We start from the raw sequence: 20,723 nt of genomic DNA, 5'->3' as shown, positions 1-20,723 counted from the left end.
AATAATTAATTCACAAGTAAGTTTCAAACCGTACTTTTTAGAAGATAAACTTAACCAGTCTTTTGGGTAGTTGGGTGCGGCCCACGAACCGCCATTGCCTGCAAGAAGGCCGTGGCCAGGATCATGGCACCACCAATCATCTCTGGAACACCAAAGGCGGTATGCAATACGATAATGGAAAGCACCGTTGCGGTTAAGGGCTCAAATGAGCTCAGCATTCCCGTTGTGGCAGGCAGAATATAATCTAGGCTTTGCAAGTACAATAGGTAGGCAAACATCGTACCAAAAGTCGCGACAAATAGCACGCCTGCCCACCCAACTGCATTTAGCGCCGGTAAGGGCTGCGACAAGTTATGCGGCAAAAATACCAAGCTGCCGATAATCATGGCCCACCCCGTCACCACCTTGGCATCGTATTGACGTAAAAGTCGGATCGGAATCAAGGTATAAAGTGCTTGGCCAACCCCTGCTGATACACCCCAGAAAACGGCAGCCGGAGCAAGTTGAAGGCTATCGAACTGGCCCTTGGTGACCAGTAAATATGTACCGAATAAGGCAACTGCCATGGAGATCATGTCGATGCGCCGGGGCCAGCGTAAGTGGCGTAAGGCTAAATAAATGATAATGAATAACGGTCCTAAGAATTGTAAGATCGTCGCCGTTGGTGCATTTCCGTGTTTGACCGCCATAAAGTAACAGTACTGAGATGGAATCATGCCACAGATCGCAAATAGAATCAGTTGAACCCAATCGCGCCAGTGCCGCCAAATAGCAAAGACTTCATGAAAATCAGTAAAGAGACTCCAAACCACCAGCAAAACACCCGCGATTCCCATCCGAACCCCAACAAGCCAAGCTGGTTCAACGGGTTGGTCGGCAAACAAATACTGGGCGGTCACCCCTGACATGCCCCAAAAAGTGGTGCCAATAATGGCAAAGGCGATTCCCTTATGTTTTTCAGTCACGCGCACCCCTTCTCTCTTTAGATTAAAAGTCACTGAGTATTATGTTAGAGAATTTTGTTTCGAATGTAAACCTCATTTAGCCAATTCTGACTAATTTTCGGTCTATATTGCTGGTACTGAGCACACCTCGAAACCACTTTCATCAGTTCGACGTTAGTTTCAGACATGTGGCAGACAACAAAAAGCCTGATTCCTGTAAAATACAAGAATCAAGCCATGACCTCTTCACACAAAATATTAACTAATTTGCGCATTTCCGGTCAAGAAACTTTCCATTAATAACCGGGCTTTATCACACTCTTGCACTCCTGATAAATGCCGCCCTATTTTAGTCGGGCTCGCGTATAATCAGCGAATCCCGCCACGTGGTAGGCGACCCCAGTCAGCTTAGAGTTGACCAAATGAGATTCCTTTACATAATACAGTGGAATGATGCCCGTTTGATCCTGCAACCGACCCTCGGCCTGCCGCAAGTATTTCCAATAGTTAGCCTGAGTGCCGGCAGCCTTCGCCTCATTAACTAGTCGATCATAGGTTTGATCACTGTAATGTCCTGGATTCATCGCATTACCTGAAGTTAAGATCCCCAGATAGTTGATTGGGTCAGCAAAATCAGCTAACCAGTACCACTGACTCATCGTGAACTGGCCATTGGTCTTACGGTCCGCAAAACCCTTATCCGGCAGATTATTAATATCTACTTTCGCACCCTTCAAATTCTCTTCAATCTGGCTTTGGAGAAACTGAGCAACGTTTTTGGTGACATCTTGATCATCGCCAATGATCGACATTTTAACTGTCCCACGGTTTTTGCCGATTTCCTTAAGTCCCTCAGCCCACAAGCGACGCGCCTTCTTCACATTTGGCCGATAAGTGGTGCTGGTCTCCTTACTGAAATCACGCCCTGTCGTGGGATCCGTGGCGGTTCTTGGACTGACAAAGCTACTAGCAGCCGTGGAACCGTCAGCCAGTACCTTGCTGGCTAATTGCTGTTTGTTGATCACTAACGAAATGGCTTCACGCAGCTTCTGATTAGCTAACGGCTGCCCCCTACGTTGATTCAACTGCAGGTAATAGGTCCAAGCCTTTGGCACCCGCTTTAAATGACGGTCCTTCTGCAGACTTTTTGCAGTCACGCCCGAAATTGTGGCGTCGTCCAGCTGTCCCTTAGTAAACAAATTATGCGCCGTATTAGCGTCCTTAACCGTTTGATAGTGAATCTGGCTCAGCTTGATTGCCCGCTTATCCCAGTAGTAGTTGTTTTTCACCAACGTGTAAGTGGAGTTAGTCCCCGTCCAGCCGGTGATCTTGAAAGCCCCGTTTGAAACCGTATTCTTGGCACTGGTACCATAAGCCTTACTGCCAATTTTCTCCACAAACTTCTTATCTTGTGGCATAAACACCGGCATCGCCACCAGTTTATTAAAGTAGTTCATCGGGTGATCCAACGTGATCGTCAGCGTTTTAGTACCAGTCGCCTTAACGCCTAGGGTTTGGTAAGATTTCTTCCCAGCAATAATTGCATCAGCATTCTTGATACCGCTAAATACATATGTGTAGACCGGGTTATTCTTTGGGTTCAGTGACCGCTTCCACGAATATTCGAAGTCTGCAGCCGTCACCGGATCACCATTACTCCACTTGGCGTTTTTACGAATATGAAACGTGTATTTTAAACCATTATCAGACGGTTTCTCAACTTTGGTTGCCATGGCTGCAACCGGCTGATCCTTGTCGTTCAGCCGGTATAAGCCCTCTGAAATATTGGTCAGCGTGTTGAATTCAGGCATGGTCGCTTGATTAGTGTTATCCAAACTAGTTAAGTCGGAGGTCTGCATCAGCGAAATACTTTTTTGGCTGCTCTGCTGATGGCCCTTCCCGCAACCGACTAAGATCACAGCTGCCACTAAAGTTATCGTGCTCATTATCAATCCGTGTTTCTTCTTCACTACCGTTCCCTCTCTTCCGTTAGATCGACTAGTCCCTCATTCGTTACAAAATTACCATGAAAATAGCATCTCATTCTGATTTCAAATCGGCTGGTGTGGCTTTTGAAGCCGCTTTTTGTGCCTTAACCGGTTCGGTTTCAGTAACAGTAGAAGCTGGTTGCTTAGTGCCATCTTCAATTTTCACGTAGAAGACTCGTGTGCCGGTATCAATCAGTTCCTGAAGCATTTGCAATAACAGGAGTACCCAGCCAAAGGCAAGTATAAACCCAATGATTTCAAACGCCGTTAGCGAGAGGTAGCCAATCGCCTTAAACGCAATTTCAGCAGCAATTAAGATGGCTCCAATGGTGTAAGAGATGTGTAAAAACTGTTTTGAGATTCCTGGCAGCAACCAGCGAATACCAATAATCAATAAAATAATGAAGTAAACCAGTACCTTAGCCAAGTGATCATGCAACAAATGGAATTGCGCATTATTGGGGAAAAAGCCAATCGCGCCGTAATCCACAGCCATAATTGTCAAGATAGCCCGTAACGTTGATAAACGGAGTGAATGCGGGTAATTAGCATGCAGGGAGACAAAGATGTAATCGATCATCGCAATTAATATCAGAGCAGAAAACATCACTGTCATGTTAAATTGCCAACTATTAGTCGCTAACTTGGTCCCTAAAAAGCTCAGGTTATGCTGCCACCAAAGCAGGCTGCTGTTAGTTGCCATGGAGATCACCACCCCACCAACGATCACTAGGGTAAAGAGCCTAATCAACGTCCGCGATGATAAGGCGAAAGCCGCGTAGATCATGATGTAATTAATGATGCCTTCGAAAATAAAGAAAATAATGGTAGAAGTTAAACGGTCAAAAGAAACGTCCTTAAAAATAGTCCCAAAAAGCCAGAATACTCCCAGTAATCCCACCGCCAGAATCAGCGCAAATGATAGGATCACGACCGGGAAGTTTCGCCAATAAATATTGGCTGAAAAAGTGTTCGTCTGGTTGCGCCGCTCACGAATAAAAAAGATGGTAAACATGATGGTGCCAATCAGCACACCTGCAAAGATCACGCACGATGCAAAGGAATTACTGCCACTCATTGGAATCTGATTGCGATTTTGAACCGCATAAAAAATGTTGAACGCCACGGCACTCAGCAATGCTGGCAACAGGTACCACCACAGAGAGATCCGCTGAAAGAGCGATTGTTCACTGTCTTTGGTCGTGAGCACCGCGTCATTATTTCGTAATTCTAATTTAACGCGTCCGGTTTCGTTAATTTTAAGCTGTTTCACAATTTGATCTGGAATCTCTATACGCATAACATTTCTCCCCAAATTAGTATCGCTGTTTATTTTGGGGGAAATCACAGATTTAATCAAGTCTGGAAGCTCATTGAACAAAACTTTTTAAAAGAAATTGCGTTAACTTGACCCACGTCAATTCACTTCGCGCCATTCCGCCCTAAACTTAAGACAATCAAATGATTAAAGGAGCGGTAGAAATGAAATTTCAACGATTTATTCAAAAATATCAAACGCAGATCACCTTGATCAGTGCCATTCTGATCGTCCTTGGTTTTGCAGGTAAATACCTTTTCAATTCAATGGTCATTTATAATTGGGCCTTTATCCTAGCCTCAATCATTGCGGCGGTTCCAATTATGATTCACGCTTACCAAGCATTACGAGTGAAAGTAGTCAGCATTGAACTGCTGGTCAGCATCGCCGTTATCGGTGCTTTCATCATTGGTGAGTATAATGAATCAGCCATCGTCACCTTCCTGTTTCTCTTCGGAAGTTATTTGGAAGAACGGACCCTTTCAAAGACCCGTCAGTCAATCAAGTCATTAACGCAAATGGCACCTGCCACAGCAGTGTTATTAAATACTGATGGCTCACAAGAAGAAGTTGACATTGACGACGTTGACGAAGGCGACCACGTGCTGGTTAAAACTGGTGCATCCGTTCCGGTTGATGGTAAAGTTGTTTCTGGATCCGGTTACTTAGATGAATCGGTAATCACCGGTGAATCAAAAGCCGTTGCTAAAACCAAGGGCGACGACGTCTTCTCCGGTTCGATCCTAGGCAACGGAACCCTGACTGTAGAAGCAACTAAAGTCGGCGAAGATACCACGTTTGGTAAAATTATTGAACTGGTTGAAGACGCCCAAGACGCAAAGTCCCCTGCCGAATCGTTCATTGATAAATTTGCCCAGTACTATACACCTGCTGTCCTGATCATCGCTGTACTGGTCTACCTCTTCACCCGTGATTTTCCAACCGCTATCACCGTCCTCGTTCTAGGTTGCCCTGGTGCCTTAGTCATCGGCGCGCCGGTCTCAAACGTGGCTGGTATCGGTAATGGTGCTAAACGCGGCATCCTGTTGAAGGGTGGCGCAGTGATGGACGATTTCGCCAAGGTTGACACCTTTGTATTTGACAAAACTGGTACCCTGACCCTTGGTAATACCGCTGTCTCCGCTGTTAAAAGTTATGTTGACGATGAAGCCACTGCTTTGACGCTGGTGGCCCGTGCCGAACGTCTATCCGATCATCCTCTGGGTAAGGCAATCACCGATTACGTGAGCCAGCAGCATTTAAACTACGAACAACTTAACGTGACCGATAACAGCACGGTCAAAGGTCAAGGCCTCACCGCTAACATTTCTAACCACGACGTTCTTGTAGGTAATCTAAAACTGATGTCTGCTAATCATGTCTCACTGACAACTGCTCAGCAACAAGATCTACAAGCTGTTCAACAAACTGGTAGTTCAGTTGTCATGGTCGCTGTGGATGGTCAATTAGCATTGATCCTTGGGGTTTCTGATACCATTCGTCCGGGCATCAAGGCACAGTTACAAGCGCTTCGCGATCATGGTGCCAAGCACTTGGTTATGCTCACTGGTGACAATCAAATTACCGCGCAGTACGTAGCTTCACAAATTGGTATCGATGAAGTGCACGCCGAACTTCTCCCAGAAGAAAAAGTCGACTACATCAAACAGTTCAAGGATCAGGGCCGTCACGTTGCATTTGTCGGTGACGGTATCAACGATAGTCCGGCAATCGCCACCGCTCAAATTGGTATTGCCATGGGAAGTGGGACCGACGTTGCCATTGAAACATCCGACGTTGTGCTGATGCAATCAAGCTTTGAAGCACTGGTTCACGCTTACTCACTGTCCAAGAAGACCGTCCTGAATACCAAGGAAAACATCTTCATCGCCATCGCCGTGGTTGTCTTCCTACTGATTGGTTTGATCGCCGGTTTCATTTACATGGCCAGCGGGATGTTTGTCCACGAAGCCAGCATTCTGGTCGTCATCTTCAACGCGATGCGCTTAATTGGTTATGGCAAGCTGCCAACAACCAAGCAACCAAAAAATTCGCAACAAACTAGCGGCAACTTGATTTAGGTCAATTTCAAATGCATTAGAACAGTTTAAACTATAGATAATCAAAGAAATCAAGGAGGTCATTATTATGACAAAACGAGCAATATTACAACTAGATGGTCTCACCTGCCCATCATGCATGACTAAGATTCAAAAGGGTTTGGAAAATCAAGACGGTGTTGAAAAGGTTCAAGTTCTGTTCAATGCCAGCAAGGCTAAGGCCGACTTCGATGACAGTGTTGTCTCAGCTGAGGAGCTGGGCAAGGTCGTTGATAAGCTAGGCTACGAAGTCAAGAAGATCAAAGTCAAAGACCAAGTCGCATCAAAGTAGGAGGACTAACATAATGGCAAGTGATGTAATTGAAGAGAAGTATCAAGCAGAAGTAAAACAGGCTGACATTGACCATCACACCCCAACTGCGGGTGCGATGACTGGACACATCGTCGCTAACTTGCGAATCATGGACGTTAAGTTACACCAGGCTAAATGGTTCATGAAGGGCTTTGAAGCCGCGGCTGTTCGTCCGCTATACGATTCATTGATTGACCAGGCTCGTACCGACTACGATACCGTTGCGGATGCGCTACTGGACGAAAATGAATTGCCGCCTTCGACAACTGCAGAATACACGGAATATAAAATGCTCGATGAAGATGGTCGGAATAAATATTTATCAACCAGCGAATTAGTCAACCTTACAGCTCATGATTACAGTACGGAAAACCTCTTTGTGACCCGAGCAATCAAGCTCGCCCAAAAAGAAGACCGGCCAGCATTAGCGGCAACACTCACCACTCTGTTGGCTCATAACAACCACGCCATCCAGCAACTACAAGCTTTACTAGGCAAGACAGCCTGGGAAGGCTTGGTTGAAGAAGACGATGACGATGATGATAATTAATTAAACGATTGTTTGATAGGACCAGTTACCGGGGGGTATATTGGTCCTATTTCAAACAAACGGGCACGCTAAAATTGTTAGCGTGCCCGTTTTGCATTTCACAAATTCCTTTAACATCGCTATAATGATGAGTGCAAACTTTCATGAAAGATGGTGCTCAAATGTTATTTTCATCATTATTTGAAAACGACCAACCAATGTTAGGTTAACTCCTAACATAGGGTCTTTTCCCTCTGTTAGATATGCAAATTAAATTTAAAAACGGAGTGAAAAGTACATGAATGAATTATATCCATCAACTAAATCAAAACTGAAAGGTAGTCTCTACCTCACAATTGCAGCCAGTATCTGGGGTGGCATGTTTGTTGTGGTGAAAATTGTTGTGCCCAGTGTACCGCCCTTGATTCTTGTTTGGTCGCGCTATCTCGTTGGTATTATTGCGTTACTGCTATTTTGTTTGCAACAACGAATCCATTGGCAAATCAAAGTGCGAGACTGGCCGTTACTCATTAGTATTGGCCTGATTGGTCAACTGGCAAGTATCGTTTTTCAAGAAACGGGTACTATGCTGGCAAACGCTCAGATAGGCTCAATTATCACGTCGACAACGCCGGCCTTCATGACGCTGTTTGCTGCGTTGATCCTCAACGAGAAGCTGACCAAGCTACGAATTCTGGCTGTCGTAAGTGCCACAATTGGCGTGATGTTTGCCGGTGGCGGACTGTTTCACGTGAAACAGTCACAATTGCTGGGTGTGGCGTCACTTGTAATCGCCGCCTTGACGTGGGCGTTAATGTCGGTATTGCTTAAGAAGGTACCCGTCCGATACTCGGCGTTGCAAATCACGACAGTTGCGACCATCGTTGCAATCATTGGCTTGACACCAATGGTCTTTTCCATCTACCCACATTATGACTGGCCAATTCTGCTAACCGCTAAAGTAAGTAGCGGTATCTTGTACCTTGGAATCGTCTCTACCGCTATTTCATTTGTGCTCTGGAACAAGGGGCTACGTTATCTGAAAGCTAGTCAATCTGGCTTATTTTTCTTTTTTCAGCCGATTGTTGGCAGTCTACTGGGCTGGTTAGTGCTTGGAGAAGCTTTGCACCTTAGCTTTCTTGCCGGCTGCCTATTAATTTTCTTCGGCGTTGTTTTGACACTGCGCGAATAATGACTAGAATCGAGGGATGCACGTGACTTACCGCCTATTTCACTGGCTCATCGTCCGCACGGAAAGTCCTTTTCTCCGACAATTAAGCATTCTGCAAACTGAATTAAACGAGAAAAGAGTGAATTAAAAATGGAAGAACCACGATCGATTTCACGTCGAACCGTGCTGTTAATGGCGATTGCTACAGGTGTAATCGTTGCTAACTTAAACTTTATTCAACCGATTGAAGGTCTCATTGCCAGTGACTTTCAACTGTCCAAAGCTGTGGTGGGTGTTTTGGCAATGCTGACTCAGCTTGGTTATGCCTTTGGTCTACTACTGATCGTTCCGTTAGGTGACATCTTCGACCGCTATCATCTGATTCAGTTTATGATGGTCCTTTCGATCTTGGCCTTATTAGTGGCCTTCATTTCGCCAAATGCAGTGGTGTTCGCTGTGGCTACTACCCTAATTGGTATTACCTCAGTGGCACCCCAAATTATTATCCCCTACGCCGGTTTCCTAGCGCCAGCCATGCAACGAGGAAAGGTACTCGGAACCGTTTTGAGTGGCTTATTAACCGGGATTTTACTTTCACGCTCATTTAGCGGTCTGCTCGGGAGTGTGATGCCGTGGCAAGATATTTATCTCATTGCGGCAATACTGGATGTCATCTTGCTGGTCATCGTCCATCAACGGATGCCTAGAGATCCACGTGGACACCAAAAATTAAGCTATGGTAACGTGATCAGTTCACTACCACGTCTATTTATGACCCAGCGTCGACTGCAGGGGTCGTCTTTAAACGGCTTTTGCATGTTCGCCGTCTCTAACGTGATGTGGTCGACACTGGCTTTTTACCTAGCGGATCAATATCATCTAGGCAGTAATGTCGCTGGTCTATTAGGTTTACTTGGAATTGCCGGCGTCTTAGCCGCGCCATACATTGGTAATCTAGTGGATCACCGTTCACCAAAGTTAACGATTAGCTTATCAATTGTATTTTCAGCCTTCGCCTTTCTCCTTTTCTGGCTGATTGGTCAGTGGCTGGTTGGACTGATTCTTGGCATTGTGCTGCTGGACCTTGGTACGCAATTCAGTCAGGTCTCTAACCAGGCTATTGTGCAGTCATTGAATCGAAAAGAAAGTAGCCGAAACAATTCTGTTTTCATGTTTAGCTACTTTCTCGGTGGCTCTCTGGGCACGATGTTTGCGACCTGGGCCTGGAGCATTGATAAATGGAATGGTGTGTGCCTGGTAGCCTTAGTATTTCTAGTTATTTCACTTGCCGGACACCTGATTTTGAAGGAACCGGATCATTTGAATGAACCGGCAGGAGAATAGAAATTATTTGGTTTGAAATCTCTGGGGCAAACACCTCAAAAGAAAAATTAGCCCTTATCACAAAGATTATCCATTTTGTGATAAGGGTTAATTTTAGTTTAAAGCAGCTTATTAACTATCTCACTACTCTAAAGCTCTTTTTAATGGCATTAGCTTACAAAGGCTCTGTTTATCGGAATAGATGTCATATTACAGTTTAATGGTCATCAATGTTTGGACTGCAGCGTACGCCATAAAGAGCACAACCAGCCATCCGGTAACTGTCAGCCATTTTGGATGATGATAATCGCCGACAATACTCTTCTTGGCCGAAGCAATCAACAAAATAGCCAGCGCAATTGGTAAAATCATCCCGTTGATGGCGCCGACGACAACTAAAACTTTAGCAGGACTACCAACAAAGTAAAAGATCAATGTAGAAGCTAAAATAAATATGATGATGAGTGCTGAACGATACCTGTTGACCCATGATTGCTTATTTTGTGAGTAGTTCAAGAAGGAAATAGAGGTAAAGGTCGATCCTAATGTGGAGGTCATCCCAGCAGCTAGTAGCAATAAGCCAAAAAATTTATAACCAAAGTTACCCGCAGCAATTTTAAAGATTGAAGCAGCTGGATTAGAGGGATCTAGGGTATGCCCCGCAACAACCACGGCTAGACCAGCTAAAAACAGCATGATTCGAATAACAGAAGCGACGCCGATCCCAGTCAGGGCACCTTCATTGACATACTTAATGTTTTCCTTCCCATGAACGCCACCCTCCAGCAGTCGATGGCCACCAGAAAAGGAAATATAGCCACCCACAGTACCGCCAATAATAGTCACGATTGAATAAAAGTTAATGTGTGTTGGCATAAATGTATGATGAATTGCGGTTGCTACCGGAACTGTAGTGACAGCTAGAATATAAATTAAAATTGCAATTTTGACAACGGCTAAAAGTTGAACAGTGCGGTCAACCACTGTCATTGCGTTTTTAACAACGAAGACAATAATCGCAATTGCGGCAGCAATCACTGCACCATATTTAGGATCAATGCCAAATAGCACGTTAAGTCCGAGACCAGCACCACCGATATTGCCAATATTGAAGAAGAAACCACCAATGAAAATCAGGCCAGTTAAAACATAACCCAAGCCAGGAACAATTTCGTTAGCAAGCACTTGAGCTCGCTTACCCGAAACAATGATGATTCGCCAAATATTTAACTGCACGATGATATCAGCAATAATACATAGTAAAATTGCGAAACCAAAGTCAGCCCCCATCTCACCAGTGAACGTAGCCGTCTGAGTTAAAAATCCGGGCCCCACTGCGGCCATTGCCATCATGAATGCAGCACCCATGGCAACACTAAACGGTGACCTCTTTTTATTTTCAGTTAGAGTTTCAGTCGGTTGGTCTTTTCTTTTCATTGGCTTTCCTCCTTATTTTGTTCAAAGTTACTACGCGTGGACTTGTTGTGCAGTAACCTTAATTCCATCATTAGTTAGTGCTTGATGGATCTTTTTAACGAATGCTAGCGCTTTTACACCATCACCATGAACACAAATGGTGTCCGGCTGAATATCGATAACCTGACCATCAATTGATGTGACCTGATGCGTCTTGATCATATTGATTGTACGGCTAACGGCTAAATCTTCATCAACAATTACTGCGCCCGGCTTTTGACGAGAAACCAAACTGCCGTCAGCTTCATAAGCGCGGTCTGCAAACACTTCCTGCTCGTATGGCAGGCCAACCTCTTTAGCTGCTCGGATAAGCTGGCTATTTGCTAATCCCACTAATAAGAGCTGAGGATCCACTTCCTTGATTCCCTTACAAATGGCATAGGCTAAATCGTAATCCTTAACCGCCATATTGTACAAAGCACCATGCGGCTTCACATGATGTAAACGATGAGAAGGCACGAAGGCTTGTAGGGCGCCAATTTGGTACTTGACATCATCCCTTGCAGCTTCAGGAGTAATCTGCATTGGGCGACGTCCAAAGCCTTCAAGATCAGGCAAACCAGGATGCGCTCCTATTTGAACGTGATCAGCGACTGCTAAGTCAACAGTGTGTTGCATAACCTCTGGATCTCCCGCGTGAAATCCACAGGCAACATTAGCCGATGTGATATATGGGAGTACTTGGTCATCCAGTCCAAGTGTATATCGGCCAAAGCTTTCTCCTAAATCACAGTTTAAATCTACTTGTGGCATGTTAACGACCTCCTAAAATAGTAATTTTAATGTGTATTTAGCAATTCTCGTTCAATAAATTCAATATCAAACTGATCTTCCTGAAACTGTTTTGTTCGCAGTAACCGATTTAAGAAATCTAGATTGGTATTAATGCCGCTGATAACCGTTTCATCAATTGCAACTAGCATTTTTTGAATGGCCGCTTGCCGGTTGGGACCATAACTAATTATTTTAGCAATCATGGCATCATAATTTGGCGGTACTCGATACCCCTGATACAGGGCTGTGTCAACCCGGATTCCGTTACCACCGGGTAAATGCAGTCCGGTAATTTTACCAGCACTTTCAGCGTTAACCCGACATTCAATCGAATAGCCATTAGCCGCCCTGGGCTGTGGTAAAGGTTTGTCGGCAGCAATCAGAAGCTGAGCTTTCACTAAATCCCAACCAGAAGTGAGTTCCGTAATTGGATGCTCCACTTGAATCCGGGTATTCATTTCCATAAAGTAAAACTGATGAGGACCCGCGTATAGAAATTCAATGGTCCCTGCGCCAAGGTAATGAAGTTCTTCCACAACGCGTTTCGAAATGGCTAACATATCATTGCGGGTTGCGGGATCAATGCTACTGGGAGCTTCTTCAACCACTTTTTGATGGTGATTTTGTAATGAGCAATCTCGTTCGCCAACCGCAATACCAGTACCATCTTGGAGTCCCATGACTTGAACTTCAATATGGCGTGGTTTATCAATAAATTTTTCGAGGTACATTTGTTTGTCACCAAAAGCCTCTAAAGCTTCGTTTTGGGCTAAAGTAAAAAGTTTTGGTAGTTGATCAGGACTTTGAATTAATCGCATTCCCTTGCCACCACCACCGGCACTTGCTTTGACCATGATTGGATAACCAATTTTGGTAGCAATGCGTTGAGCATCATCTACAGACGTTAGCTCCCCATCACTACCAGGAGTCACGGGCACCCCAATTGCTTTGAGCGCATCACGAGCACGTGCCTTATCACCCAAAAAGCGAATGGTATCAGAATGCGGTCCAATAAAAGTAAGGTTAGCTTGTTCACATCGTTGAGCAAATTCAGCATTTTCTGAAAGAAAACCATATCCCGGATGAATGGCGTCAGCGTTAGTTATTTGAGCAGCACCAAGCAGGTTATTAATGTTCAAATAACTTTTATTCGGGCTGGCAGAACCAATGCAGACAGCTTCATCAGCTAACTTGACGTGCAGAGCGTCTCGGTCGGCCGTTGAATAGACCGCTACGGTATTTAGCCCCAATTCCTGACAAGCTCGAATAATACGAACCGCGATTTCACCACGGTTAGCAATTAACACTTTTTCCACTACGATCCTCCCCTTATAGATTCTCGATTTCAAAAAGTGGTTGATCAAATTCGACTTGGTCCCCATTAGCGACCATCACTTTATTGATTTGGCAATCTTGATCAGCTACGACGTTATTCATCATCTTCATGGATTCGATGATTGCTACAGTTTGGCCCTTTTTAACAGTATCGCCAACCTGCACGAATGGCTCATCATCTGGACCATTAGACGTATAGAAGATACCAACAAAAGGTGCTTTAATACTTAGCACGTCATCGACATCTGTCTCAGCAGATTGCTTGGTAGTGGACTGGGGTAAAGATGACCCACTCGTCATTGCCGCTTCACGTGAAAGGGATAATTTTTCATCCTTTGTCTGGTATTTAAGCGAACTGATCCCATTTTTAACCATTAGTTCCATGATGGCTTTTATTTCAGATACTTCCAAAACATCTTCCCCCTTAAATTAATCGTCAAAAAGCAGTGCAATACGATTAGCTGGTCCACGGTCAAGATCAGCCAACTTTTTAAAATGATGCACTTGTTTGATTGCAGTAGAACTACCGTAATTTTGTCGGTAATAATCTTGAGACTGTGCAGTTGATATCCACTGAAACCGAATTTGCTGACCCGGACTGAGCTGGACTAGTTTGGGCAGATCCACTCTAGCAACGACCCCAATGACTGGGTAACCACCTGTAGTTTGACGATCGGCCAGTAAAACAATGGGTTGCCCATCATTTGGAATTTGAATACCCCCAAAAACGGTTCCCTCTGACAGCATTTCCGCAACGTCACTAGTATCAATCGGAGTGCCATGCAATCGCGCACCCATTCGATCAGATTGCTGACTCATTTCAAAAGTATGCTGTACAAATTGCTGACGATATTGTTCTGGAAAATCCTGATACTGTGGTCCAGCAGTTACCCGAATGTGCGCTACTGCGTCACTAACATAAGAATAAGGAGTTGCTTGCTGAAACTGGTGATCATCAACTTCATCGCGAATGGTCTGAAGAACATCACCGGATTGCAATTGTCGCCCATCATACCCACCAAGATGATACTTTAAACTGGTTGACCGACTTCCCATCACAATCGGAACCTGTATGCCACCGGTTACGGCAAGGTACCCAAACCGACCACTACTGTAGTGGCCGACTACCAATTGGTCACCTCGATGAGCAAAGTAGCTGCGATAGGCATTGATTGGCTGACCATTTAGCTTCAAGTTGGCTGTTGCTCCAGTGATAGCAAAATGGCTACTTTGTGTAAAAGTTAGGGTTGGTCCCTGCAAGCTACTTTCTACAACGGCATCATCTAAATCATTTCCAACCAGTAGATTAGCCACACCAGCTGCATCAAAGTCCATGACGCCCGAAACTGAGAAACCACTGCTTTGAGTGGCTGTACGTCCCTGGTCTTGGACAGTCGTAATTGGTCCAGCAGAGATAATTTTAAGCGCCATGCTGTGATACCCCCATCTCCATCGTTGGTAACGTATCTACCTGAACGTGATAATCCTCCAAGTGAGCAGCAATGTCGTTGTACTCGCTTCGAGAAATCACATCAAAATGAATATAATCACCAGCTTGATAGTAGAAAGGATGGGCGCTTTCCGGTTGAAATAAATGCAACGGTGTTCGTCCAATTATTTGCCAACCCCCTGGTGATTCAATTGGGTACATTCCGGTCTGTTCACCGGCAATTCCAACGGATCCTGGTGCAATTTTAAGCCGCGGAGTGGCTAATCGTGGAGTGGCAAGGTCTGGATCCAGACCGCCTAAATAAGCGAAACCCGGTAGAAATCCTAGCATATAGATTAAATAATCTTGTTGACTATGTCGCTCAATAACCTTCTCTCTAGATAAATGCGACTGTTTTGCAATGGTATCAAGATCAGGTCCAAAAGAGCTGTCGTAGCAAACCGGAATGTGAACGCGCTTAGATGGCGACACAGCAAGCTGATGGCCATCTAAAATCGCAGCGTTCACAATTTTCTTCAGTTGAGCCAAACTAACCTGGACCGGATCATAAAAAATCGTGAGAGTTCGAAATGCAGGCAGAAAGCCAGTAATACCCTCAACATTTAAATTCTTTAACCGCTGCTGGAGTTTTAAAATTTGCTGGTTAATGACGCTACTGACCCGCCGTTCAAAGGTGATGTTAACAGCTTTATCACCTGCAGGTAAAAATTGATATGCAAGCACGTTCATCCCTCCTACTATGATTTAATGGTCACTGATAGTTTAGAATAAGTGAAAAAGAGTTCTATAGACGACAACGTCATATTAAAGGTCAACTTTTAGTGTTTTTAGATACTATTAGGCCGCGTTTAACCCATAACTTGATACGCATATTCTAGATTAAAATAGCATTAAAATCAAATATTTTTTCTTCATTTTTATATATATTCATATAATCCTTGGGTGACCAGAAACTATATTCGTTGATATATCAATAATGTTAGATAATATAACAAGAAAATATTCATTTTAGAATTTTTTGATAATAATTAATAGCGGAAAGATTGGATCTGTCTAGATTTAATAAAATTGACTTTAATTATTCATTTTAGCTAAAAAATCATAAACTATTTACTAACTCCTTTTGAATACAAAAACGGCGCAGTATACTTCTGCGCCGTTTAGTACCTCAGTTTAACGTTTTCCTCAATACTTATTTAACCCATCCATCGCACGTCTTTTATCCAACATCTCCTTAATCACTGAGCCAAATCAATGGCAAAGTGAATTCGATCGCTAATCAGCAATTCTTCCGGTATGCTCTTTGGCGTATACAAACTTAACTTAGCCGTTAGACTACTAATGGTAGGAATGAACTCATGCATTGCTGCCATATTCCTAGCTGTACCATCCGACATCAAGAAGCCTTTACCTGCGATCACTACGGCAGCGTTTGGTGCCGCCTTTGCTGGTCTGTTTGAAGAAGGTCATTGTTAGATAGTAAATGCAGTTGTTCAACGTCTACATCTCTGGGCCATCAAGTTGTAACTTTGCACCCAACTCTGCAATTTCACCCAATGCATGGGCGGTCGATAAGCTTTCAAAAGGGCAACTTCTTCCCATTCAACTGTTTCACCGTTCATTTTAAAAGTTAGTTCTGGATATGCCATCATATTGAGTTTCTGTTTTCTTTAATGAATTCAATATGGCATCATTTAAAAATCCTTTGGGGTACCAATTCACCCAAATAGTGCTTGTAAAAGGTACGTTTGCCGAGCTGACTGGTCATCCTACCTTACTTGTCATCAAAAATTCGCAACTTTAATTATAGGCCACGTCAGAAAAACTGGAAGCGCCACTGATATCGGGAAAACACCGAGTCGATAATTTGGTTAATCGAATAATCTGATTGCTTTTATTTACCCTGTACTCACCCGATTTCGTCTTCACCAGTTATTAGTTCAACCATTCACAGTTAAGGCAAAGCGCCAGTAGAAACCACAAAAAAATCCCTTCGCCTCACTCACCCAATCAGAGTTGTAGTTGAAAATATCGCGCGCTCGCAAGTTTGTGATACGAAAGGAAGTTTAGATACAGCATGATGGCTCTTGCACGTAAGGTGTTTTGATTGTAGTGGGATCAATGAAGAGATTTCTATAGGAGCTGTAAGCAGCAGTTTTATTAAAGCGCTTACAACATAATTATAGCACCTTTTGAATAAATGTAAGTAAGACATATTTTATAATAATAATTACATAGTCCTTATTACATTAACTAAATAGCTATTTGTAGGCAAATAATATTTAGAAAATAGGAACTATATGTATCATATGCGATTATAGTATTCATTAGTAAAAATTGAATATTCATTAAACTAAAACAATAATTTTCAGAAATTCTATCCACACTAACCTATATCTGTACCATTTTACGAATGCTTTCAAATCCAATTTATTCCCTTTAACAGAAAAATGACCTGCAACACTCCCCCTGTTGCAGGTCATTTCTAAACTGTATTTAAACCCTGATTAACGGTTATTAACTTGTTGACGTGAAGCGACTCTGTGACTGGCAAATACTGGGCGAAGGAAGTGAAAACCAAGACCTAATACCAACCCAATCAGAGCTGGTACAACCCAGTCCATACCTAAATTTGCGAATGGCAAGACGGCTTGTTGAACAGCACCCATAGCTTTCCCAAATGCACTTTGGCTAACAACTGCCGGAAATGCCGCAATCATATCGAAGAATGCTGGGATCGCCGTGAAGACAACGACGAATGCATAAACGACACTATCACGCTTGAACAGTGGTGAGAAGACTGACAGCAGGATAAGAACCATAGCGAATGGGTACAGGAACATCAACATTGGTGTTGACCAAGCAATGATCGTATCCAAACCGAAGTTAGCGGTCAAGAAGGAAGCTACACTCATGAAACCTAACCACTGACGATAACTGACACGGCTGAAATGCTTGTGAAAGTCTTGTGCGAATGCAGCAATCAAACCAACTGCAGTGGTCAAGCAAGTTACTGTGAGCAGCGTTGCCAGCAGTGCGTGGCCAAACGTCCCCATGTAGTAGCCAACCAGTTGATTGAAGGCTACACCACCATCAGCAGAAACTTTGTAGCGACCTAAAGTTGTTGCACCAAGGAAAATCAAACCAACGTAGATCACACCGATCATCCCCGTTGCCATGACACCAGCACGGGCAGTCACTTTAGCGTTGCTCTTAGCGGAGGTTTTACCTAATTGAGAAACGGCAGTAACAACGGTTACACCAAATGCCAAACCAGCTAAGGCATCCATCGTGTTATAGCCTTGCAAAAAGCCGTTGAAGAAGTCCGCGTGAACGTAGGCAGATGTAACGGCCTGTTGCGATGCATGACCCATTGGGTGTGAGAAGCCTAAAACGAAGACGAAGAATAGCATCAGCAAGAATAACGGATTCAAAACCTTACCAATAGTTGTCATGATGTTTGATTGCCGATAAGCAATGAGGAAAGCTACCCCAAAGAAGACGGCTGAAAATACCAGTAGACCAACGTGGGCCATATTAGCTGGTAATAATGGCTGAACACCAACTGAAAATGGAATTGAAGCGGTCCGCGGTGTCCCAAAAAGTGGCCCAATTGTTGCGTGAATCAAAACCATGAAGACCAGTGCGAACGTTGGACCAAGTGGCCGGCCAATGTCATAGACCCCCTTTGAACGGGTGACGGCAACGGCGAGCACGGATAACATTGGCAGCAGCACCGCAGTAACTAGAAAACCAACCGTTGCCATGACCCAGTGAGCACCGGCAAGCTGTCCCAGGTGAATCGGGAAAATTAGGTTTCCGGCTCCAAAGAAGAGTCCAAAAAGCATCGAACTCACGACTAGGTACTGTCTGACTGTTAACGGTTTAGGATTTAAATCTTTGACTTCTTCCATATGTGAAGACCTCCGTAATATGTGTATAATTGCTTAAATTTTGAATATGAATCTGGTTTTGACTAATATGACTAATCTGATCCTCCACGGAAACCACCACCTTTATTTGATATGACGCTATGTAACAAAAAAGCACCCTCAGCTCACAATTCATGTGAGCTAAGGGTGCGTATGCACGGTACCACCTTATCTTGCTATCTCATCACTGAAATAGCCTCTTCACGTACGGCCAATTGGCGATACGCTAACTCGATAATGGGAGTACCCAACGTACGTTACTTCAACTTCGGTACGTCGCTCGAAAGGGATCTTCACTATTCAACTCTGGCTTCCTCTCACCAACCGAAGCTCGCTTACAGGTGCTGAACAGCTACTTAACTTTCTCATAGCGTTTTAATTGTTTCATTGGGTCTATCATAGCCACAGTCGATTAGAATGTCAACATTAAATTCTAATCTTTTTGTTATGTTAGTCTGAAATCTTCACTTTTCCCGTCCAAAAATATTTGAAGTGATAGCCGACCGGGTTATTACGTCGTTAATCGACATCACCAAATTAAAACACGCTACTCTATAAATCGGCCGATGCGTTAAGACCACTCATTTCAAATTAGTTTGGTTCTTGCTGGACTGCATTAAATAATGAAGTGAACTTGGCAATAGAACGATTCTCCTTTGAATCGCTTCGCGTCAGCAAATGGGCGTGAATGTGATTTTCAATATCGGTTGGAATCGCAGTCAATTCACCACTCTCAAGTTCTGCTATCACCATTGACTTTGGTAAGTAACTAAACCCCAGTCCATTAATGACCGCGGCTTTGATCGCCGCAATACTTGGTAGCATCCAAGTCGGAAATCTCCGCTGGTGCTGTTGCCACAAGCTGGTTTCAAACTGATTACGGTAAGAACAGTCTGGCTCGTTGATGATGAAAGTGGCACTAGGATCCGCTAGTAACTGTTTGAACGTGGCAGTCTTAGAGACCACAAGCACAATTTCTTGCTCGCCCAAGTCCCTATCGACTAACTGCGGTTTCGGGCGACTAGGCCACATCATGAAAGCGACATCGACATCCCCGCGGATAAGTGCTTCTTCATTATGCAGGCAGGTGGCATTTTGAAGGTGAATATCAACTTTCGGTTGTACCTTGTGGAATCGTTTCAGCATTGGGGTCACTAACGAAATTGTTAACGATTCAGGCGCCGCGATTCGCAACTGACCGAACTGATCAGTCGTCTGTGAAAACCGTTCTAAGGAACCATAATCTTGTAAGGTTCGGTTAACCATTGGCATCATGGCTTGCCCGGCAGCCGTGAGTGTAACATCGTGACCATCGTACTGAAGTAACTTGCCCCCAACTTCTGACTCCAGTTTTTGAATTTGCATCGAAACGGTTGATTGGGTGTAGCCAAGGCGTTTCGCTGCCTTAGAGAAACTGTGCAATTCATCAATCATTTGCAATGTTTTAAGTTGTCTGATTTCCATATGAGCCTCACTATCAATTATCGTGATATCCGATATTTTAACTATCAATTTTACTTATATCCCTACCCAGCATACACTATTCTTATCAGAATAAACAACGGGGGTTTTAAAATGCAGATTGAACCATTTAAGCCAAACTACCATCACACGGCGCAACTAGTCGATTTAATCAACTACTGTCAAAATGAAGAAGCTCATCTTGGTATCAAAATGGCGGAACAGGATGATATTTTTAATATTGAGGCTTATTACCAGCAACCTGGCGGTAATTTCTGGCTGGCTCTAGAAAGGGATCAGGTCGTGGGGTGCATTGCCTTGTTGCCCGTACAGCCAACCACCGCCGTGCTAAAAAAATTCTTTACCTATCCAAAATATCGCGGACAACCGGTTCGTTTGGGTCAGCAGCTCTTTGACGTGCTGATGGGATTTGCAGCCTCTCACGGCTTTAAACGCCTTGTATTGGACACTCCTGAGGGCGAGCACCGCTCACATACCTTTTACGAACGTCAAGGATTTAAGCAAATCACGGCAGAACAGTTGGGCGTCTCCTATGCCTATCCGAATCGAAATTCGCGCTTGTACGAACTGAATTTATAACCCGTCGCTT

At 44.0% G+C, this 20,723-nt stretch carries 18 protein-coding genes and 1 other annotated feature; of the genes, 6 read left to right on the top strand and 12 right to left on the bottom strand.

All coding sequences use genetic code 11. The annotated features are described in order from the left end of the window. Positions 1-50: 50 nt before the first annotated feature. The 3 genes from GM612_RS12605 to GM612_RS02825 form a co-directional block, all read right to left on the bottom strand. Positions 51-965 carry a DMT family transporter gene (locus GM612_RS12605; RefSeq protein WP_343031770.1) on the bottom strand — a complete coding sequence of 305 codons (915 nt, stop codon included), beginning with the start codon at positions 963-965 and terminating at the stop codon, positions 51-53. Between the two features lie 323 nt (positions 966-1,288). Next, entirely contained in the window at positions 1,289-2,890 is a 1,602-nt protein-coding gene (locus GM612_RS02830) for a peptide ABC transporter substrate-binding protein (RefSeq protein WP_155430930.1), read from the bottom strand. A gap of 94 nt (positions 2,891-2,984) precedes the next feature. Continuing rightward, complete coding sequence (locus GM612_RS02825) at positions 2,985-4,232, bottom strand: DUF998 domain-containing protein (RefSeq protein WP_216644504.1); 1,248 nt, start codon at positions 4,230-4,232, stop codon at positions 2,985-2,987. Positions 4,233-4,414: 182 nt separating this feature from the next. Between GM612_RS02825 and GM612_RS02820 the strand changes: the two genes are divergently transcribed. The 5 genes from GM612_RS02820 (at position 4,415) to GM612_RS02800 (ending at position 9,706) form a co-directional block, all read left to right on the top strand. Further along, positions 4,415-6,331, top strand: coding sequence for a heavy metal translocating P-type ATPase (locus GM612_RS02820; protein WP_155430864.1), 1,917 nt, complete (start codon positions 4,415-4,417; stop codon positions 6,329-6,331). A gap of 67 nt (positions 6,332-6,398) precedes the next feature. Beyond that, complete coding sequence (locus GM612_RS02815) at positions 6,399-6,641, top strand: heavy-metal-associated domain-containing protein (protein ID WP_155430863.1); 243 nt, start codon at positions 6,399-6,401, stop codon at positions 6,639-6,641. A 13-nt stretch (positions 6,642-6,654) separates the two neighbouring features. Then, positions 6,655-7,212: a ferritin-like domain-containing protein gene (locus GM612_RS02810; protein ID WP_155430862.1), complete on the top strand. Its 558-nt coding sequence runs from the start codon at positions 6,655-6,657 to the stop codon at positions 7,210-7,212. Between the two features lie 277 nt (positions 7,213-7,489). Further along, positions 7,490-8,383 carry a DMT family transporter gene (locus tag GM612_RS02805; protein WP_155430861.1) on the top strand — a complete coding sequence of 298 codons (894 nt, stop codon included), beginning with the start codon at positions 7,490-7,492 and terminating at the stop codon, positions 8,381-8,383. 129 nt (positions 8,384-8,512) lie between these two features. Then, positions 8,513-9,706, top strand: coding sequence for an MFS transporter (locus tag GM612_RS02800; protein WP_155430860.1), 1,194 nt, complete (start codon positions 8,513-8,515; stop codon positions 9,704-9,706). Positions 9,707-9,895: 189 nt separating this feature from the next. Here the strand turns inward: GM612_RS02800 and GM612_RS02795 are convergent, their stop codons facing one another. The 9 genes from GM612_RS02795 to GM612_RS02755 all read right to left on the bottom strand — a co-directional run bounded on the left by GM612_RS02795 (position 9,896) and on the right by GM612_RS02755 (position 20,116). Continuing rightward, the gene (locus tag GM612_RS02795; protein ID WP_155430859.1) at positions 9,896-11,122 is read right to left on the bottom strand and encodes an NRAMP family divalent metal transporter; all 1,227 of its coding nucleotides are present in this window, start codon (positions 11,120-11,122) and stop codon (positions 9,896-9,898) included. A gap of 30 nt (positions 11,123-11,152) precedes the next feature. Further along, positions 11,153-11,914 (bottom strand): LamB/YcsF family protein, encoded by a 762-nt coding sequence (locus GM612_RS02790; protein ID WP_155430858.1) that lies wholly within the window; start codon positions 11,912-11,914, stop codon positions 11,153-11,155. A 26-nt stretch (positions 11,915-11,940) separates the two neighbouring features. After that, positions 11,941-13,251 carry an acetyl-CoA carboxylase biotin carboxylase subunit gene (locus GM612_RS02785; RefSeq protein ID WP_343031768.1) on the bottom strand — a complete coding sequence of 437 codons (1,311 nt, stop codon included), beginning with the start codon at positions 13,249-13,251 and terminating at the stop codon, positions 11,941-11,943. A 13-nt stretch (positions 13,252-13,264) separates the two neighbouring features. After that, entirely contained in the window at positions 13,265-13,681 is a 417-nt protein-coding gene (locus GM612_RS02780) for an acetyl-CoA carboxylase biotin carboxyl carrier protein (protein ID WP_155430856.1), read from the bottom strand. A gap of 18 nt (positions 13,682-13,699) precedes the next feature. Further along, the gene (locus GM612_RS02775) at positions 13,700-14,701 is read right to left on the bottom strand and encodes a 5-oxoprolinase subunit C family protein (protein WP_155430855.1); all 1,002 of its coding nucleotides are present in this window, start codon (positions 14,699-14,701) and stop codon (positions 13,700-13,702) included. Further along, positions 14,691-15,443, bottom strand: a complete 753-nt coding sequence (pxpB, locus tag GM612_RS02770; protein ID WP_343031767.1) for a 5-oxoprolinase subunit PxpB — start codon at positions 15,441-15,443, stop codon at positions 14,691-14,693. Before pxpB ends, GM612_RS02775 begins: the two co-directional genes overlap by 11 nt. A 515-nt stretch (positions 15,444-15,958) precedes the next feature. Further along, positions 15,959-16,117 (bottom strand): hypothetical protein, encoded by a 159-nt coding sequence (locus GM612_RS02765; protein WP_155430853.1) that lies wholly within the window; start codon positions 16,115-16,117, stop codon positions 15,959-15,961. A gap of 1,110 nt (positions 16,118-17,227) precedes the next feature. After that, on the bottom strand, positions 17,228-18,634 hold the full coding sequence (gene brnQ / locus GM612_RS02760) for a branched-chain amino acid transport system II carrier protein (protein ID WP_155430852.1): 1,407 nt from the start codon (positions 18,632-18,634) through the stop codon (positions 17,228-17,230). A gap of 158 nt (positions 18,635-18,792) precedes the next feature. Then, positions 18,793-19,030, bottom strand: a binding site (T-box leader). A 213-nt stretch (positions 19,031-19,243) separates the two neighbouring features. Further along, a complete protein-coding gene (locus tag GM612_RS02755) occupies positions 19,244-20,116 on the bottom strand; it encodes a LysR family transcriptional regulator (RefSeq protein WP_155430851.1) in 873 nt (290 codons plus the stop codon). 111 nt (positions 20,117-20,227) lie between these two features. On the opposite strand from GM612_RS02755, the gene GM612_RS02750 reads away from it, so the two are divergent. Further along, complete coding sequence (locus GM612_RS02750) at positions 20,228-20,713, top strand: GNAT family N-acetyltransferase (protein ID WP_155430850.1); 486 nt, start codon at positions 20,228-20,230, stop codon at positions 20,711-20,713. Positions 20,714-20,723 lie beyond the last annotated feature (10 nt).

This window comes from Secundilactobacillus folii, assembly GCF_009720675.1.
GTDB classification, from domain to species: domain Bacteria; phylum Bacillota; class Bacilli; order Lactobacillales; family Lactobacillaceae; genus Secundilactobacillus; species Secundilactobacillus folii.
Note: the sequence above shows the minus strand (reverse complement) of the source record. Positions and strands in the feature narration are given on the sequence as shown.

What these genes read in the sequence shown, in the direction of transcription:
- GM612_RS02810 (WP_155430862.1), top strand. Translation starts at nt 6,655, where the DNA reads ATGGCAAGTGATGTAATTGAAGAGAAGTATCAAGCAGAAGTAAAACAG.
- GM612_RS02820 (WP_155430864.1), top strand. Translation starts at nt 4,415, where the DNA reads ATGAAATTTCAACGATTTATTCAAAAATATCAAACGCAGATCACCTTG.
- GM612_RS02795 (WP_155430859.1), bottom strand. Translation starts at nt 11,122, where the DNA reads ATGAAAAGAAAAGACCAACCGACTGAAACTCTAACTGAAAATAAAAAG.
- GM612_RS02750 (WP_155430850.1), top strand. Translation starts at nt 20,228, where the DNA reads ATGCAGATTGAACCATTTAAGCCAAACTACCATCACACGGCGCAACTA.
- GM612_RS02775 (WP_155430855.1), bottom strand. Translation starts at nt 14,701, where the DNA reads ATGGCGCTTAAAATTATCTCTGCTGGACCAATTACGACTGTCCAAGAC.
- GM612_RS02765 (WP_155430853.1), bottom strand. Translation starts at nt 16,117, where the DNA reads ATGTCGGATGGTACAGCTAGGAATATGGCAGCAATGCATGAGTTCATT.
- GM612_RS02755 (WP_155430851.1), bottom strand. Translation starts at nt 20,116, where the DNA reads ATGGAAATCAGACAACTTAAAACATTGCAAATGATTGATGAATTGCAC.
- GM612_RS02830 (WP_155430930.1), bottom strand. Translation starts at nt 2,890, where the DNA reads ATGAGCACGATAACTTTAGTGGCAGCTGTGATCTTAGTCGGTTGCGGG.
- GM612_RS02800 (WP_155430860.1), top strand. Translation starts at nt 8,513, where the DNA reads ATGGAAGAACCACGATCGATTTCACGTCGAACCGTGCTGTTAATGGCG.
- brnQ (WP_155430852.1), bottom strand. Translation starts at nt 18,634, where the DNA reads ATGGAAGAAGTCAAAGATTTAAATCCTAAACCGTTAACAGTCAGACAG.
- GM612_RS02825 (WP_216644504.1), bottom strand. Translation starts at nt 4,232, where the DNA reads ATGCGTATAGAGATTCCAGATCAAATTGTGAAACAGCTTAAAATTAAC.
- GM612_RS02790 (WP_155430858.1), bottom strand. Translation starts at nt 11,914, where the DNA reads ATGCCACAAGTAGATTTAAACTGTGATTTAGGAGAAAGCTTTGGCCGA.
- GM612_RS02815 (WP_155430863.1), top strand. Translation starts at nt 6,399, where the DNA reads ATGACAAAACGAGCAATATTACAACTAGATGGTCTCACCTGCCCATCA.
- GM612_RS02805 (WP_155430861.1), top strand. Translation starts at nt 7,490, where the DNA reads ATGAATGAATTATATCCATCAACTAAATCAAAACTGAAAGGTAGTCTC.